Consider the following 16,282-nt stretch of genomic DNA (forward strand, 5'->3'; position numbering starts at 1 on the left):
TCTATCGCGCCCCGATCACCCACCCTTCGTCCGCCTTGCTGACGCCCACGCCCAGTAGCGGGCCGAGGCTGGCGGGATCGTTGCGCACCGGTTCGATCAGCAGGCTGCCCGAAACGCGCCGCTGGGCGGCACCGGGCGCGGCGGTGATAGCAAGCCCCGTCGCTCGGCCGAGATCCTGCGCAACCGCGCCCAAAGTCTCGTTCTGGAACGTAAGCCGTCCATCCCGCCATTCGCCCACCTGCGCAGTGGCAATCGTGCCAAGCGTATATCGCGCGGAAGCGGCATCGGCGGTCAGCACATGGCCGGGATCGATGCGCACATTCTGCTTGCGCGGATTGAACGCAACCGCGCCTTCGGACACAGCGACCGTCGTCACCGAGCCGTTCAGCTTCACGTCGAACACGGTACCCAGATCGACGAATTCATCCTCTCCTACATCGACGCGGAAGGGGTTCGCCTCGTCGTGGCGGACGGTGAACAAGGCCTGCCCTGCTTCAAGTTCGGCAAAGCGCGCATCGCCATGGTCCAGTTCGATCCGGCTGCCGCCGGCCAGCATCACCGAGGTGCCGTCTTCCAGCGCGATCATGCGGGTCTCTCCTGGCGCCGTCTCAACTACATAGGTGCCGTTCTGTGCCTGCCAGAGGCCGACTGCACCCAGCGCGGCGAGCGAAGCGGCGAGCGCGCCGCCGATCCAGCGGCGACGAAGAACCCTTGGGCCGTCATCATCATTGGCAGGGGTCTGCGCAACATCGGCGGCCAGGGTCGGCGCGGTTTGCAGGGCATCGGCCGCATCGGCGACGGCCGCAGTCACCAGATCATAAGCTTCGGAATGGGCAGGATCGGCTTCCAGCCACGCGGTAAAGCCTTCCCAATCCTCAAAGGAAGGATCGGCCGCCCGCGCGGCCCAGGCAGCGGCCTGGTCCAGAATTCGATCGTCAAACGCCATGGTCGAAGCCTCCTGCAGCAAAGACGGAGACGACCCTTTCAAGCCTCATCGATTTTTTCCTTAAGTCTCGCCAGCGCCCGATAGGCCCCCCTCAGGTCGCTTTCGATTGTGCTCAGGCTCACACCGAACTCTTCCGCCACCTGGCGTTGCGGAATGCCATCCACCCGGTGGCGGCGAAACACTGCGGACTGCCGCTCGCCCAGCGCATCCAGCGTTTCCTGCACCAGCTGCGCCTGCTGGCGGGCAATGATCGCACGATCGGGCGAAGGTGCATCCGAAACGCCGGCAACGGCGCCGCCGTTCACTTCCGTCCAGTCTTTCTCTCGCTTTTCCGCCTGCCGGGTGGACCGATAGCGATCGATCATCAACAGGTCCGCCGCACGGAAGAGATAGGACAGAGGCGAGGAAATCGGCCCGGTCTGCGCCGCGCTGATCTTCAGCCATACCTCGTGCAGGATGTCCTCAGCCGCATCGCCCGCACCGCGCGCGGCAAGGAAGCGCAGCAGGCGCTCTCGGTTTTCGAGGAATGCCGCCTCGAGGCCGGAAGAAGTTCGGTTTGCCGACAAATGCCACCGCAGCGATTGTTGCGAGCGGCTGCATATAGTTTCAACCGGCGCGAGAAGGAAGCCGGCGCGCGCCCCGCAACAATCCGTAATACGAAAACCTTATCAGCCGCACCCGCCCACAGTGCCGCCCATGCGCTTGTCGCGGCCATAGACGTCGGGAAGCACCTTCACCCCGCCCTGCCCGTCACTCACGGCAGTGAAATAGGCGATGTAGACCGGAATCGGCCGGGCAAGGTCCACCACGGTCGACGTACCGGATGCGACAATCGCGTCCACTTCCTCGCGCGTCTTCACTCCTTCCAGCAGGGTCGCCGCATAGCCGATAGCATCCTGCGTGCGGATACAGCCATGGCTGAAGGCCCGCACCTCGCGATCGAACAGGCTCTTGCTGGGCGTGTCGTGCATGTAGACGCTGTAGCGGTTGGGCATGACGAGCTTCATCTGGCCCAGCGAGTTATTCGGCCCCGGTTTCTGGCGATAGCGCCCGCCGCCCCAGACATAGCCGCGCGCCCGTGCGGTAGACGGGCTGCGGCGCACCAGCGAGCCGACGCTCTCGCGCACGATGCTTGCCGGGATTTCCCACCAGGGATTGAGATTCACGCCGGTTATGGTTGCGTTGAAGATCGGAGTGGGCGTGCTCGTTTTGCCGACGATCACTTTCCACGTGCCGACCTTGCGCCCGTCGCGCCAGAGCCCGGCTTCGAAAGCGGCGGCGTTGACCAGCACGTGATCCTCGCCCAGCGAAAGCGGCATCCAGCGCCAGCGTTCCATGTTGCGGGCAATCGCCTTACGCGTCGCTTCATCCGGCGCCGAGCCATAGGCCGCTTGGAGCGCCGCATATTCCGGATCGCGCGGCCGGAGGCTGACGAAGAAGGCGTCAAGCGTTCCGGCCTGAAGCGATCCCTTGAGCAGACCGGGAAGATCGAGCGACTTATCCGTATCGACGATGTTCCAACCCTTGCGTTCGGCCTGGGTCGCGCAGCCCAGCAAATGCATCCGGGCGAGCTTGAGTGCCAGATCATCTGCCGCCCCGGCCAGCGCGACCTGATCGCCGGACGCCTCCGCCTTCTTCAGCGCGGCATCGGAGGGAGCGGGCAAGGCGTCCATCGGCGCCATCGCCACCCAGCGTTTGAGTACGGAGAGATTCGCGGGAGTCCAATCAGCGGCCTGCGCCAGTGCGGGCGTAGCAATACCGCACAGACCAAACGCAACCATCGCAAGTAAGGCTCGCTTCATCGACACTCCAATTCGCATGCGTTGCAAGGTCTCACCCACGGATTACATCAGAGAAAACGCATATTCGGGATCGCACCATGAATTTCAACCGGCGCCATTTTCTTGGTGCCGCTTTTGCCGGAGCTGCAGGACTGGCTTCGCCGCGCGCTTTCGCTGCGGTGAAGAATGACACCATGCCCGACCTGCTTCCCCGTGCATTGGCTGCACTGAACCAGCACCATAACTCAATTCTCCGCCGCGACATTATCGGTGTCGTGGATTTCTCGCACCATTCGCGCGAACAGCGCTTCCAGATCGTCGATATCGGCAATGGCCGGGTAGTCGCCTCTTATCTGGTCGCCCATGGCCGGGGCTCCGACCCGGCGAATAGCGGCTGGGCGACGCGCTTTTCCAATCGCCCCGGCTCCAACGCCTCTTCCGAGGGCAGCTTCCGCACGGGAGACACCTATTACGGCAAGCACGGCAAGTCCCGCCGTCTGATCGGGCTGGACCCGCAGAACAATCTCGCCTTGCAGCGGGCAATCGTTATCCACGGGGCCGATTATGTCGACCCCGCGCTGGTTGCCGTGCAGGGCCGCATTGGCCGCAGTCAGGGCTGCTTCGCCCTTGAGCGCCGCCTGGTGAACGAAGTGATGGACCGGCTGGGCAACGGGGCACTCCTCTTCGCGGCGAGCTAACCCTCGCCCTTCCGGCGGGCGATCAGCTTCGCCCAGTCGATCCGGGCGAAGGCGATCAGAGCGCCGATCATGGCCAGTTGCAGGCCGATGCCGAGCGGGCTGGAAATACTGCCCGCCAGCACGTCGCCGAAGGACGATTGCCTCACTTCCTTCGCGCTGTAGGCATAGATCGAATAGGACACGATCCGCCCGGCAAAGAACGCGGCGGTGAAGCCCAGCAGGCGCACGCCTGCGAGCCCCGCCGCCTCGAACAATTGCGCCGAAGGAACGGGCGAAAGCGCAAACAGCCCCAGCGCCACTATACCGCCCTTGCGGTTGCGCTCGAACGCCTCACGCGCGGCGGTGAGATTGGCGCGCGTCTTTTCCGACACACGCGTTCCCAGCAATCGGAAGGCATGGGCCAACACCAGCCGACCCGATGCCGCGGCCAAGGCCCCGACGAGAATGATCGCGGGCGTCGGCAGGTCCGAATTGAGGCCGTACAGGACAATGATCGACCATGTGGGCGGCCCGAAGGCCGGCATGAGGTTCACCCCGAATACGATCCCGAACAGGATCAGATAGGGGACGAAACTCTCCATACCTGCCTCGGCCTTCAACCTGTCTTAGCGGTGGGGCTCATCCCATAGGGCAGTTCGGAATTGAATGCCTCTACCCGCTCGATCTTGCCTCTCTTGAAGCGGAACAGTTCGACCACCTGATAGGTATGCGGATAGGTGCCCTCGGCTCCGCCCACGGCAGGAAAATCCTCGAAGGTGCGATAGACGATCAGCCCGCGCTTTTCGTCCACGGCCAGCACCTCACGATCGCGCACCTGTTCAAGGCTGCCCAGAACCGGCCCGCCGAAGGGCGAGACGCAATCACCCACGTCCTGCCCGTTGACCGCCCAGCGGCATTCGGCGGAGACACTGACGGGGGCCTTGCCGCCCTTGGTGTTCATTGCCTTGTAGAAGCTTTCCGTGGCGGCTCGCATCACCTTGGCGCTGGTGCGCTCGGCGGGCGCCAGTTCCGTGAATGAAGGACCTCCGTTCGGCTCGACATAAGGCGCACCATATTCCTTGCGGCGAACCAGCACGTCGATAGAGCCGACATTCTTGCCGTCATAGGACACCGTGAACGCACCCCATGCGGGCTGGCCGTGCTCCTCGATCCGGCCGATCCAGACGCCCTTGCCCGCCTTGGCATCGGCGATCACCAGTGGGTTCTGATCGACGGTCGAAACGCCGGCCCAGATCCCCTCGCCCACGCGAATGCCCACGCTGTTTTCGGCATAGCCCACCTTGGGCGCCCAGCTGACATCATGCCACTTGTTGCCCGCGAAGCTGGTCACGACCTGGCGCGTCGTCTGGTCCACGCAGGCATCGTCGCATTCCGCAGGCTTCGGCGCGTAAGTCGGCACCTTGGAATCCGGGCCCCAGAACGGGTTGTGCTTGAAATAGGGGACATAGGTGAACACCGCCTCGATCCGCTGGATTTCGGCATTCTTGATGCGGAAGGCTTCCAGCAGGGTGATCGAGTTCGGCCATTTCAGCGCGGTCTTCATCTCGCGCCCATTGGTCAGCAGGTAACGATCCCACTCATTGGCGTGATCGAAGAAACCGCGTCCTACGGCCACGCCGCGTTCCTCGTCCACGATGAAGAAATCGCGGCGGACGCGCTTGTTGATCTTGTAGAGGCCCAGCTCGAACTGCGCGCGGCAACCGGTTGCCAGCGCCGCCGCGTTTCCGCCCGTGCTGCCGGGTGTAGGTGCAGTAGTGGATATGCCGTTCTCCAGCCGCCCGCAATCGTCGGAAAAGGGCGCGAAGACCTGCCCGTCATTCACTTCCACCGTATCGAAATAGGCGTCCGCGATTGCCAGCATGCGTTCGCGCGAGCGGCGCTGTTCGGTCGGCAGGATTTCATTGAACTCGGGATCGTGAACCATCCTGGTCACGTCGCCAAAGGGTGCAGGAAGGCCGCTCTTGCGGTGGACGACGCTTTCCACCTCGTCGATCTTGCCGTCCTTCACATGGATACGCACGGCATAGATGGCAGGCGCGCCGTTTTCCTTCACGGAGCCGAACCATGCGGCATTACCGGTCACCTTGTCGGCAACTTCCAGCCCCACCTGATCGACGCCCGTCACGGTCTTCCACAGCCCCTGCCCGATGCTGATCGGAACATTGTTTTCCGTGAACACGACATTCGCCGCGAAAGGCGCCTTGGACGGGTCCTTGGCCGCCAGTGCAGCCATGTGATCGCGCAGCAGGCCAATCAGACAGTCCCGCTCACAGGAACGGTCCGGCACCGCGCTTTCCTCGCCCGCCGCCTGCGCCAATGCAGGCGTTGCGGGCAAAAGGGCAGCCGATGCGGCTAATGTCGCCAGCATGATCCGATGAAAACGCATCCTCAATTCCCCTGATTATTATTTCTTGCCTGCGCTGGCGTCCTGATAATCCTCATTCGCCCGGGCGATGAGGTAGCTGTGAATAGCCTGCACATCTTCCTCGTTCAGGACATCGGCGAAGCTCGCCATGCCCTTCTCGCGATAGATGCCCTTCAGCACGATATCGTTGAACAAATCATGCGCTTCCTTGTCCATCCAGCGCAGGTCCTTCACCCCGCCGATCGCGTCCTCGCCATGGCAACGCACGCAGGTCTGGGAATATAGCTCTCGCCCACGCGTCACCTGCGCTTCCGTAGCTGTAAGCCGGGGCGGCGCGGGAATCTGCGATGGCGGCGGCATCGGCGGCAGGGTCACGCCCTTGGCATCCAGCTTGAACACCAGCAGTTTGGCCGTGGAGGTGCGGAACGGCCCGTTCTTGTTGAGATTATAGACCGGCGATCCGCCCCAGCCGGCATTGATCGCGATATATTGCTCGCCATCGATCATATAGGTGATCGGCCCGGCGACCGGCGCCTGGTCGATATTCATCTCCCACAGTTTCTTGCCATTATCCGCGCGATAGATCGCCAGTGTCTTGTTGATCGTGCCCTGCACCAGCAGATTGCCCGCGGTGGAAAGCACCCCCCCTGAGCCAGGAATGCCGTAATCTACGCGCCACTTTTCGGTCTGGGTCTTCGGGTCCCAGGCGAGGAGATAGCCTTTCTCGCTGGCCACCGCTTCGGCCTGCAACTTCGCCCGCAATTCCTGCTCATTGCCATAGGCCTGGCCGGAATTGCTGCGCCCCTTGATGTAGCGATAGACGCCATCTTCCGCCCGCGCATAGACGGAACCCTGTTCCTGCGCGGAGAAATACATCAGGCCGGTCAGCGGGCTGTAGCTCATCGGATGCCACGTATGGCCAGCCATCCAGCTGGGGCTCATCAGGTGGGGCTTGGTGGTATTATGCGCGCCGGGCTGCAGCACCGGGCGGCCGGTCTTCATGTCGATATGGCTGGCCCATGTATTGACCGAAACATAGGACTTGCCGGAGATCAGCTCGCCCGTCTTGCGGTCGATCACATAGAAGAAACCGTTCTTCGGCGCCTGCATCGCCACCTTGCGCTGCTTGCCTTTGATCTTCATGTCGGCCAGCACGATGGGCTGGGTGCAGGTGTAATCCCAGTCCTCTTCCGGCACCATCTGATAGTGCCACTTGTACTCGCCAGTGGTCGCGCTCACCGCCACCATGGAGCAGAGGAACAGATTGTCGCCCTTCCCCTCGCTGCGGAAGTGCCACATATGCGGCGCCCCGTTGCCGGTGCCGATATAGACCGTGTCCAGTTCCGGGTCATAGGCGAAGGCATCCCAGGCGTTGCCGCCCGCGCCCGCTTCCCAGAACTTGCCGAACCAGGTCGGCTGGGCAATCTTCATCGCGCTGTCCGAAGCCTCGCCATCCGGGCCTTTCGCCGGATCGGTGGGGACGATGTAGAACTTCCAGAGCTTCTTGCCCGTTTCCGCATCCCATGCGGTGACGAAGCCGCGCGATCCATAATCCGCGCCGCCATTGCCGATCACCACCTTGCCGTCATAGACGCGCGGCGCGCCGGTGATCGAATATTCCTGCCCTTCGGGGAAGGTCTGGCTGGACCAGATTTCGCGCCCGTCCTTCGCGTCGATAGCGATCAGGCGGCCGTCCAGCGCACCGATGTAAATCTTGCCGTTCCACGCCGCGATCCCGCGCGCCGAAGGGCCGCAGCAGGCCAGCCGCGCCCATTCCGGGCCAACCTTGGGATCATAGGTCCACAGCTTGCGCCCGGTCTTGCCGTCATAGGCAGTGACCACGTTGTAGATGCTTTCATTATAAAGCACCCCGTCCACCACCAGCGGACTGGCCTGCACGCCGCGATAGGTTTCCAGATCGTCATACCAGGCAAGACCGAGGCGCTGCACATTGCCGTCATTGATCTGCTTGAGCGGAGAGAAGCGCTGCTCGTCCCAGGTGCGACTGTAGCTCATCCAGTCGCCGACATTGGCTGGGGCATCCGCCTTGCGCAGCCGCTCGCCATTGACCGGCCCGGCGCTGGCCGAAACGCAACTTGCGAACAAGCCGATGGTTGCCAATGCGCCAATTGCGCGGGAAGCGAAGCGCGAAGCGCCGCGTTGAAAATCCAGTATCATCCTCAATCCCGTTCAAGCAGGTTTGGCATAGGCTTTGCCGGTCGCGCGCACCAAAGTGAAGCCTTCTTAGCAAGCAAAACAAATTATGTTTCGCCACACCCCTTTTCACACCGTCCTCGCAGTATATTGTGGCCGCGATTAGGAACCTATCGTTCCCATTCGGGGGAGAGATTTGAAATGATACGACGCAGCGCCATGCTTGCGGCCCTGCTGCTTGCCGGCACGATTGCCCTCCCGGCCGCGCTTCAGGCGGCCGAGGGCGCCCCGGCGGATATTCCGATCAACGGCAGCCGCATCTTCCCCGAAAGCATCAGTGCCGACATCGACGGCAACATCTATGTCGGCAGCGCCAATGGCACGATCTATCGCGTCGAGAGCGAAGGTACGACCGCCGAGCCCTGGATTCTCCCCAGCGCGGAAAACGGCCTGACCTCGCTGTTCGGCGTGCTGGCAGACGAAAATCGCGGGCTGCTGTGGGTATGCAACAATCCCCCCTTCGGCGGCCCGCCCCAGCCCGGCGCAAAGTCCGGCCTCAAGAGCTTCGACCTGTTCAGCGGCGAGCTGAGGGGCACTTACGATTTCCCGGGTGACGGCCCCGCCGCCTGCAATGACATGACGATCCAGAACCTGGCCGACATCTACGTCACCGATACGGCGGGCGGGCGGATTTTCCACCTTGCCCCGGATGCGGAGGAGTTGGAACTCTTCGCGCAGAGCCCGGAACTGGTGGGTGTGGACGGCATCGCGGTTTCCGGCGACGGCACGCTCTACATCAACAATGTCCGCCAGAACCTCGTCCAGCGGATCAAGCAGAACCCGGACGCGACCTATGCGGGGCTCACCACCCTCACCTTGTCAGAGCCGGTCAGCGGCCCGGACGCCCTGCGTCTGGTAGGCGACAATCGCTTCCTGCAGGCAGAAGGATCGGGCAACCGGGTCACCTATGTGGAAGTGAACGGCAATAGCGCAAAAATCACTCCAATCCGCACCGGCCTCGATTCCTCCCCCGGCGTCACCCATGTGAACGGCATCGCCTATGCCACCGAAGGCAAGATCGCCTACATGTTCGATCCCGCGCTGAAGGATAAGAGCCCCGATCCCTTCATCATCCGCGCCTTCAAACTGCCGGACTGGCCATGAGAACCGCACTGACCCCCGCGCTGGCCGCCCTTGCGCTGGCAGGTGCCGCGCTCGCCCTGCCCCAGCCAGCCGCTGCGCAGAAGCTCTCACCGGCGCAGATCGATGCGGAAGTGAACGCCCTTACTGCCCGGATCGAGAAGCTGGAAGGCACCCGCGCCGTCAAGAAATTGCAGCGCGCCTTCGGCTATTACGTCGACCGGGGCCTGTGGGGCGATGCGGCGGACCTGTTCACCGATGATGGCACGGTCGAGATCGGCGTGGACGGCGTCTATGTCGGCAAGGTGCGCATCCGCGAATATCTCAAGCTTCTGCATGGCGGGCAGGAAGGGCTGATCTACGGACAGCTCAACGAATGGGTCACGCTCCAGCCTTCCATCGAGGTAGCAAAGGACGGCCGCAGCGCCACCGCGCGCTGGCGCGATCTGGGCATGCTGGGCCAGTACAAGAAGCACGCCGAATGGCGCGACGGCATTTACGAGAACAGCTATGAGAAGGGCTCGGACGGGATCTGGCGGATCAAGTCGCTCCACCTCTATGTCAACTTCCTCGCCCCTTACGAGAAGGGCTGGGCACGGCTGAAGCCGGGCGAAGGCCTAGTGCAGTCCGAAGCGTCAAAGGCCTATCCCGCGGACCGTCCGCCGACGACGAGCTACAAGCCCTTCCCGGAAGTGCAGGTACCGCCTTTCCAGACCCCCAATCCCGCGACCGGCAAGCCGGTGAAGGGAGGCAAGTGATGCGCGGATTGAAACCCTTGCAGATGTTGGTGCTGGCCACGGCGGCCCTCGCCACAAGCACCCCTGCCCTCGCCCAGACCCAGAGCCCGGAAGCCCGCCTCGCGTCCTATCGCGAGCGCGTTGAACGGCTGGAGGACCAGGACGCAATCGAGAACCTCCAGGCCGATTACGGATATTATTTCGACAAGGGCCTGTGGGACGATGTAGCCGACCTGTTCAGCAAGGATGGCAGCTTCGAATATGGCCAGCGCGGCGTTTATATCGGGCGCGAACGTATCCGCCGTGCGCTGCTGCTGTTCGGCCCGAACGGTCTCGCCCCGGCCCATCTCAACAACCACATGCAACTGCAAAGCGTGATCGTGGTGGCGAAGGACGGCAAGACCGCCACCGGCCGCTGGCAAGGCATGGTGATGCTGGGCGAACCGGGCCACAACGGTGTGTGGGGCGTCGGCATCTATGAAAACCGCTATGTGAAGGAAGCGGGCGTCTGGAAGATTTCCAGCCTGCATTTCTACCCTACGGCGCTGACCGATTACGATCTGGGCTTCATGAAATCGGCCCTGCCGATGGAAGGGACCAGCGCGCTGTTCCCGCCCGACAGGCCGCCGACCGAGGTCTATCGCACGCTGCCGGGCAATTACATCCCGCCGTTCAGCTTCGACCATCCGGTTACGGGCAAGTCCCTGAAGGACCTGCCACAACCGCCTGACGACGTGGTGGGGAGGAAGTGATGAAGATGCGCATTCTTCTCGCGGCTAGCCTGCTGGCTGCGACTGCCACGCCCGCCTTGGCGCAGGACAAGCCGGCCGAGCAGAAGCTCGACCAGCTCGAGGCCCGCATCACCCGGCTGGAAGATCTCAACCAGATCGAAGTGCTTCAACGCACCTATGGCTATTTCGTGGACAAGGGCCAGTGGACCCAGCTCTCTGAGTTGTTCACGGACGATGCCACGCTGGAAATCGGCGGCAAGGGCCTGTTCCTGGGCAAGAAGCGCGTGCTGGAATATATGCAGACCGCCTTCGGCGCCGATGGTGCCAAGCCGGGCATGCTAGCCAACCACATGCAATTCCAGCCCGTGCCCGACATCTCGGCCGACGGGAAGACCGGCTGGGTTCGCAGCCGCGCCTATGTGATGAGCATGGGCGGCTGGGGCCTGCCGCTTTACGAAAACGAATATCGCAAGGGCGATGACGGCATCTGGCGTATCAGCCGCCTGTCCGGCCCCTTCACCATGTACACCAACTGGGATGGCTGGGGTAAGAACGCGCTGAACAATACCTGGCCGGACAAGTTCGATCCGCCGCCGGACCTTCCGCCGTCGACGGTCTATCTGACCTATCCCGCCTATTACATCGTGCCGTTCCATTACCCGAACCCGGTGACCGGCAAGGCCTTCAAGCCCGATGCGGGCGAAGTGGGCGCCTATCACCGCCCGCCGGGTACGCCGGAGCAGGCCGCCTCATTGAAGGCGGGCCGCCTCGTCGATGGAACCCAGCCGATTGCCGAACCGCCCAAGGACTGATTTCGATGCCTTTCCGCAAACGCCTTGCCGCGCAGGTCGCGGGCCTTCTCACGCTTTTCCTGGCGGTCTTCACGCTGCAGGCCGGTTCGCCTGCCATTGCGCAGGGTCCGGCGAACCTGCTGGCCAATCCGCCGGCAGGGGCATGGCCGAGCGACGGGCGCGATTACACCGCCCAACGTTACAGCCCGCTCACTCAGATCAACGCCCAGAACGTGGGGCAACTGGGCCTTGCGTGGTATGCCGATCTCGACACCTATCGCGGGGTGGAAGGCACACCGATCTATGCGGACGGTGTACTCTACAACATCCTAGCCTGGAACATCACCTCGGCTTACGACGCGAAGACCGGCAAGCTGCTGTGGACCTTCGATCCGCAAGTGCCGCGCGAATATGGCCGCTATGCCTGTTGTGAGCCTGTCTCGCGCGGGCTGGCCATGTGGAACGGCAAGATCATCATCGCCACGCTGGACGGGCGCGTAATCGGGCTGGACGCCAAGACGGGCAAGCAGATCTGGTCCACCCAGACCTTCAGTCACGACATGCCCTATTCCATCACCGGCGCGCCGCGCGTGTTCGATGGCAAGGTGGTGGTCGGCCAGTCGGGCGGTGATCTGGGCGTGCGCGGCTTCGTGATCGCGCTGGATGCCGATACAGGCCAGAAGCTGTGGAAGTTCTTCCTCGCCCCCGGCAATCCGGCAGATGGCCCGGATGGAGAGGCTTCGGATTCCATCATGGATATGGCCCGCAAGACCTGGCACGGCGAATATTGGAAGCTGGGTGGCGGCGCCAATGCGTGGGATTCCATCGCTTACGATCCGGCCAACAAGCTCGTCTTCGTCGGCACCGGCAATGGCTCGCCCCTCTCGCGCTATCACCGCAGCGAGAACAAGGGCGACAATCTGTTCGTCTGCTCCATCGTCGCCCTGCACGCCGATACGGGCACCTATGCCTGGCATTACCAGATGGTGCCGGGGGAAGACTGGGATTACACCTGCACCTCCTCGATCATCAGCGCCGACCTCAAGATCGGCGGCAAGATGCGCCAGGTGATCATGCAGGCGCCGAAGAACGGCTTCTTCTATGTGATCGACCGCAAGACCGGGAAGCTGATCAGCGCGGAAACGCATGTGAAGGTGAACTGGGCCTTCGGGATCGACAAGAAGACCGGCCGCCCGATCGAGAACCCGGAAACCCGCTATGGCGTCGATCCGGTGCTGGTCTATCCCGGCCCCGGCGGCGCGCATAACTGGTTTCCCATGGCCTTCAGCCCGCGCACCAAGCTGGCCTATTTCCCGGCCTACCAGTCGGGCATGGTCTATGCGCTGGACCCGAACTTCAAGCCGCAGCCCTTCCGTTCCAACGCCGGTTGGGGCGGCTATACGGGCGAAGCCATGCAGAAGCGCATGAAGCTGATGGAACAGGCCAATGCGGACGAGAAGGCATGGCTGACTGCCTATGATCCGGTGAAGCAGAAGATCGCCTGGCAGGTGCCCCTGCCCCGCCACGGCAATGGCGGCGTGTTCGTCACCGCTTCCGATCTGGTCTTCGAAGGCACCACCAAGCAGACCTTCGCCGCCTTCGATGCGAAGAGCGGCAAGGTTCTGTGGGAATATCCGACCCAGAGCGCGCCGGTTTCCGGCGGCATCACCTATGAGCTGGATGGCGTCCAATATGTCGCCATCAATGCCGGCTGGGGCGGCGGTGCCGCGCAGATAGAGCGCGGCGCCGGCATCGAACTACCCCGCGCACCTGCCCGCCTGCTGGTGTTCAAGCTGGGCGGCACCCAGCAGCTTCCTCCGCTGGCCAAGGCAGAGGCAATCCCCAACCCGCCCCCGCTGCGTGCCAGCGAGGCGTCGGTGGCCAAAGGCGCGGAGCTGTTCGCCAACACCTGCGCCCTGTGCCACGGCGCCAACGCCAAGGGCGGCGTGAAGGATCTGCGGCACATGACCATGGAAACTCACGGCAAGTTCAACGACATCGTGCTGAAGGGCCTCTATCAGGACAAGGGCATGGCGAGCTTTGCCGACATATTGAAGCCGGACGATGTGGAGGCGATCCACAATTACCTGATCGCCCGCGCCAATGAGGATTGGGGCGCGGACTAAGCCTCGCCAGCACCCTGTTCACCCCCTGCGCGCCTCCGGGCGGCGGGGGGTGTTACACCTGTTACACTGTTCGGCAGGAAGAGTTGTCCCTCCCCCGGGTCGGGGAGCGGGTTGGTACAACTTCACGAATTTCACGCATGTGCTGCATGGAAAGTCCGTGTGAAAATATCGGATTTTCAGCGAGGGCCCACCTCCGCCGCCAAACGCGCAGACGGCCCGCCGCCCAACGAAGCCAGACGGGCGGAGCCAGATCGACACTGTCAAAGAGCCCCGCCGCCATGGCAGATTACAGGCGTGTAGGAAAATGGTTCGAGCGGATGGGCGGGAGGCAGATAAGCTGGTACTCTTCCGGAAGGCCGGGCACTACGGTGCGAGCTTTCTTCTAGGGCGGACCAATTAGGTAGACTATCCCCGGAATTCGCCGGAATTTCGGAGTTCTCCGTAATTCTCCCCGAATCCCATAGGGTGAGCGGAAACAGTGACTGAGTGCACTGACACCGTTATTCCGCGTGGACAAATTCCGGTCTGACGAGGCGTCCGCTAAGGAGCGGTACGGATCGCTGGCTCTATGGCTGAAATGGGGTGGAAAGCGGGCATTCAGAAACGATCCGTCCAATTCTCCAAGCGAAGCCCGCTGGTCACCGCTCTTGGCCGTCAAGGCCACTAACATCAAAGATTGCGTGAAGGCTAACATAGCTTCGGGCCTCTAGGGTTTCAGAGGCTCGGACCTTGTGGCATTCCAAAAGCATGGACAACGGTTTCGAATACCTTCGCCGCAAATCACTCTTGTATTTTGGTGGAGGTAGCGTGATCGCCTTACTACTCATCGTGACGCTTTTTGGACGCGAGCCTCCTCCCGCTTCAACCGTCGTAGGCACCTACGCTAGCGACTGTTGCGGTTAATTGAGGCTGGATGAGAACACCGTTTTCGTGGACGGACAGGCTATCTCTTATACGCTGGGTCGTGACAACCAAGGGGTTCACGTGCTGCCAACAGAACCGATTGTCATTCGAGATGGCAAGCTCACAGTATCCCCCGATGACCACCTATACAAACTTCCGCTCAAGGACCGAGAAGAGTCCAGTTCGCTCCAAGTGATAGACATTAAGACCTACGAACTGATCGAATTGGTAAGGCGCAAACGACCGCAATGTCGTCGTTTGCTGACAGTCCGCTTTTCGCCAGAATGATTGCATAGCTGCCGGTCCGCTATCGTAACGATCGCAATCCGGTCGAGATGACCGGAACGGGTTGGTTAGCTGACCTTCCCACGATTGGATCGAGCGCGCTTAATTCGCTCCAGATTGCGTTTCAAATCTTGGGCCATGAGCCAGCGCGAAATGCATCCTGCACCCAGAATAAAGCCGACCAGTAGAATGACCAGATGCGCCGGGTGAACGGCGTCTTCTAGAAGGTCGTAGATATATCCCACGTAAGCGCAGGCGGCTAAGAATATCGCGTTCGCAAGCATTAGCGTCAATTGCGTTCTTGATATCATCCCTTGCCGGATGCCCGAAATAATGAACGTCCGCAATGTTGTCGTGTCCGGACAGTCCGCTTTTCGTCAGAATGATTGCATAGCTGCCGGTCCGCTATCGGAACGATCGCAATCCGGTCGAGATGACCGGAACGTTGTGGAGAGCGGGCCATCCTAACCCGTCATGCTGAACTTGTTTCAGCATCCATCCATCCTCACCAACTGCCGTGCGATCTGGAGAAATGGAACCTGAAACAAGTTCAGGATGACGATTGCGCAAATGCCCGCAATGTTGTCGTGTCCGGAATGGCTTCTTTCGAGCGCAAGCGCTGGATAACGGTCATTCAGCGAAGCAATAGAATTCGTCCACGCAACCTAACCTAACGCGAAAGCAGCCTCACCAATTCGCGGGCGATTGCCGCATGGCCCGCCGCATTGGGATGCCACGGCGCGCCCTGTTTCATGTCATAGCCCATGAAGAGCCCGTGGCTCCACGGTTCAGCGGAGCAGGGTGTGTGATCGCGGGAGAGGGTGTCGGCCGGGAGCAGCCTCGCCCCTTCTTCCGCCGCCACTCGCGCGGTTATCTCTGCCAGACGCCGCGCGGTTTGCGCTGCGATCTGCGCATCCTCGGGCGTCACCACCCCATCCTTGCACTTCATCGGGGGCACCACTGTCAGATATTGCACGAAGACCAGCACCGCCCCCGGCGCCCTCGCGTGAACAGCCCGCGCCACCGCCCGCAGCCCTGCCTCCACCTTCGCCAGCTGCGCTTCGTCCGGTGAGCTGGCGGGTGCGCAGGGGCCGGGCCGAAGCGAAACCCCCGCACGACAGCTGCCGCCGAACAGGGTCATGACAAAGCCGAGATCGTTGCCGCCCACGGTCACGGTCACCAGCTTCGTATCCGCCGTCACCGCGTCGATCTGCGGCGGCAGTTCCTCCCATGGTTCCAGCAGATGCGTCGTCGTCGCCCCGCCGCAGCTGGCGTCCACCAGCACGAGGTACATCTGCTTCGCCGCGAGGCTGGCATAATTGTTGGTGGTGCGCTGGCACCGCGCGGGCGCCCCTTGCTGCAACGGGCCGATCCCCGCCCCGGCGGCATAGGAACTGCCCATGGCCACATATCGCGCGCCCGGCGCAATCGGCGGCAATCGACCCGCCGCTTGCCCGCCACAGCCGCCTAGCGAAAGCGCGGCAAAGGCAAGCATCAGTCTCTTCATGGTCACGCACGACCTCCACCGTTTCGCGGGGGGCAATCTCCCCTGCTGTCGCGGTGATTAACCGATCACAGAGCAAAGCCCCAGCATCAAGCTCGGAAGACAAATGAGTGGCCATGCT

At 62.3% G+C, this 16,282-nt stretch carries 14 protein-coding genes; 6 read left to right on the top strand and 8 right to left on the bottom strand.

Going from position 1 to position 16,282, the window contains the following annotated elements; all coding sequences use genetic code 11:
• Position 1: 1 nt before the first annotated feature.
• The 3 genes from WFP36_RS11095 to WFP36_RS11105 all read right to left on the bottom strand — a co-directional run bounded on the left by WFP36_RS11095 (position 2) and on the right by WFP36_RS11105 (position 2,628).
• Positions 2-946: a FecR family protein gene (locus WFP36_RS11095; RefSeq protein WP_336980515.1), complete on the bottom strand. Its 945-nt coding sequence runs from the start codon at positions 944-946 to the stop codon at positions 2-4.
• Positions 947-984: 38 nt separating this feature from the next.
• The gene (locus tag WFP36_RS11100; protein WP_336980517.1) at positions 985-1,512 is read right to left on the bottom strand and encodes an RNA polymerase sigma factor; all 528 of its coding nucleotides are present in this window, start codon (positions 1,510-1,512) and stop codon (positions 985-987) included.
• 102 nt (positions 1,513-1,614) lie between these two features.
• Entirely contained in the window at positions 1,615-2,628 is a 1,014-nt protein-coding gene (locus WFP36_RS11105; protein WP_336980791.1) for a L,D-transpeptidase family protein, read from the bottom strand.
• A gap of 197 nt (positions 2,629-2,825) precedes the next feature.
• On the opposite strand from WFP36_RS11105, the gene WFP36_RS11110 reads away from it, so the two are divergent.
• Complete coding sequence (locus tag WFP36_RS11110) at positions 2,826-3,425, top strand: murein L,D-transpeptidase catalytic domain family protein (protein WP_336980520.1); 600 nt, start codon at positions 2,826-2,828, stop codon at positions 3,423-3,425.
• On the opposite strand, the gene WFP36_RS11115 is transcribed toward WFP36_RS11110, so the two are convergent.
• Genes WFP36_RS11115 through WFP36_RS11125 form a run of 3 tightly spaced genes read right to left on the bottom strand, consistent with a single transcriptional unit; the run spans position 3,422 to position 7,968 of the window.
• On the bottom strand, positions 3,422-4,006 hold the full coding sequence (locus WFP36_RS11115) for a hypothetical protein (protein WP_336980522.1): 585 nt from the start codon (positions 4,004-4,006) through the stop codon (positions 3,422-3,424). The two genes, WFP36_RS11110 and WFP36_RS11115, sit on opposite strands and share 4 nt — an antisense overlap.
• Before the next feature lie 14 nt (positions 4,007-4,020).
• Complete coding sequence (locus tag WFP36_RS11120) at positions 4,021-5,811, bottom strand: hypothetical protein (protein WP_336980524.1); 1,791 nt, start codon at positions 5,809-5,811, stop codon at positions 4,021-4,023.
• Positions 5,812-5,829: 18 nt separating this feature from the next.
• Positions 5,830-7,968, bottom strand: coding sequence for a PQQ-dependent dehydrogenase, methanol/ethanol family (locus WFP36_RS11125; protein WP_336980525.1), 2,139 nt, complete (start codon positions 7,966-7,968; stop codon positions 5,830-5,832).
• A gap of 177 nt (positions 7,969-8,145) precedes the next feature.
• On the opposite strand from WFP36_RS11125, the gene WFP36_RS11130 reads away from it, so the two are divergent.
• Genes WFP36_RS11130 through WFP36_RS11150 form a run of 5 tightly spaced genes read left to right on the top strand, consistent with a single transcriptional unit; the run spans position 8,146 to position 13,469 of the window.
• Complete coding sequence (locus tag WFP36_RS11130) at positions 8,146-9,108, top strand: SMP-30/gluconolactonase/LRE family protein (protein ID WP_336980527.1); 963 nt, start codon at positions 8,146-8,148, stop codon at positions 9,106-9,108.
• A complete protein-coding gene (locus tag WFP36_RS11135) occupies positions 9,105-9,842 on the top strand; it encodes a nuclear transport factor 2 family protein (RefSeq protein WP_336980528.1) in 738 nt (245 codons plus the stop codon). The genes WFP36_RS11130 and WFP36_RS11135 overlap by 4 nt, the downstream gene beginning before the upstream one ends.
• On the top strand, positions 9,842-10,573 hold the full coding sequence (locus tag WFP36_RS11140; RefSeq protein WP_336980530.1) for a nuclear transport factor 2 family protein: 732 nt from the start codon (positions 9,842-9,844) through the stop codon (positions 10,571-10,573). The genes WFP36_RS11135 and WFP36_RS11140 overlap by 1 nt, the downstream gene beginning before the upstream one ends.
• A complete protein-coding gene (locus WFP36_RS11145) occupies positions 10,573-11,364 on the top strand; it encodes a nuclear transport factor 2 family protein (protein WP_336980532.1) in 792 nt (263 codons plus the stop codon). The genes WFP36_RS11140 and WFP36_RS11145 overlap by 1 nt, the downstream gene beginning before the upstream one ends.
• A gap of 5 nt (positions 11,365-11,369) precedes the next feature.
• Positions 11,370-13,469, top strand: coding sequence for a PQQ-dependent dehydrogenase, methanol/ethanol family (locus tag WFP36_RS11150; protein WP_336980534.1), 2,100 nt, complete (start codon positions 11,370-11,372; stop codon positions 13,467-13,469).
• Positions 13,470-14,725: 1,256 nt separating this feature from the next.
• Here WFP36_RS11150 and WFP36_RS11155 read toward each other — a convergent pair.
• Both WFP36_RS11155 and WFP36_RS11160 read right to left on the bottom strand, forming a co-directional pair.
• Positions 14,726-14,902: a hypothetical protein gene (locus WFP36_RS11155; RefSeq protein WP_336980536.1), complete on the bottom strand. Its 177-nt coding sequence runs from the start codon at positions 14,900-14,902 to the stop codon at positions 14,726-14,728.
• Positions 14,903-15,327: 425 nt separating this feature from the next.
• Positions 15,328-16,164 carry an SGNH/GDSL hydrolase family protein gene (locus tag WFP36_RS11160; RefSeq protein ID WP_336980538.1) on the bottom strand — a complete coding sequence of 279 codons (837 nt, stop codon included), beginning with the start codon at positions 16,162-16,164 and terminating at the stop codon, positions 15,328-15,330.
• Between the last annotated feature and the right edge of the window lie 118 nt (positions 16,165-16,282).

This window comes from Fulverythrobacter fulvus (genome assembly GCF_037154085.1).
Classification (GTDB): domain Bacteria; phylum Pseudomonadota; class Alphaproteobacteria; order Sphingomonadales; family Sphingomonadaceae; genus Andeanibacterium; species Andeanibacterium fulvum.

What these genes read in the sequence shown, in the direction of transcription:
- WFP36_RS11095 (WP_336980515.1), bottom strand. Translation starts at nt 946, where the DNA reads ATGGCGTTTGACGATCGAATTCTGGACCAGGCCGCTGCCTGGGCCGCG.
- WFP36_RS11105 (WP_336980791.1), bottom strand. Translation starts at nt 2,628, where the DNA reads ATGGCGCCGATGGACGCCTTGCCCGCTCCCTCCGATGCCGCGCTGAAG.
- WFP36_RS11110 (WP_336980520.1), top strand. Translation starts at nt 2,826, where the DNA reads ATGAATTTCAACCGGCGCCATTTTCTTGGTGCCGCTTTTGCCGGAGCT.
- WFP36_RS11115 (WP_336980522.1), bottom strand. Translation starts at nt 4,006, where the DNA reads ATGGAGAGTTTCGTCCCCTATCTGATCCTGTTCGGGATCGTATTCGGG.
- WFP36_RS11120 (WP_336980524.1), bottom strand. Translation starts at nt 5,811, where the DNA reads ATGCGTTTTCATCGGATCATGCTGGCGACATTAGCCGCATCGGCTGCC.
- WFP36_RS11125 (WP_336980525.1), bottom strand. Translation starts at nt 7,968, where the DNA reads ATGATACTGGATTTTCAACGCGGCGCTTCGCGCTTCGCTTCCCGCGCA.
- WFP36_RS11130 (WP_336980527.1), top strand. Translation starts at nt 8,146, where the DNA reads ATGATACGACGCAGCGCCATGCTTGCGGCCCTGCTGCTTGCCGGCACG.
- WFP36_RS11135 (WP_336980528.1), top strand. Translation starts at nt 9,105, where the DNA reads ATGAGAACCGCACTGACCCCCGCGCTGGCCGCCCTTGCGCTGGCAGGT.
- WFP36_RS11140 (WP_336980530.1), top strand. Translation starts at nt 9,842, where the DNA reads ATGCGCGGATTGAAACCCTTGCAGATGTTGGTGCTGGCCACGGCGGCC.
- WFP36_RS11145 (WP_336980532.1), top strand. Translation starts at nt 10,573, where the DNA reads ATGAAGATGCGCATTCTTCTCGCGGCTAGCCTGCTGGCTGCGACTGCC.
- WFP36_RS11150 (WP_336980534.1), top strand. Translation starts at nt 11,370, where the DNA reads ATGCCTTTCCGCAAACGCCTTGCCGCGCAGGTCGCGGGCCTTCTCACG.
- WFP36_RS11160 (WP_336980538.1), bottom strand. Translation starts at nt 16,164, where the DNA reads ATGAAGAGACTGATGCTTGCCTTTGCCGCGCTTTCGCTAGGCGGCTGT.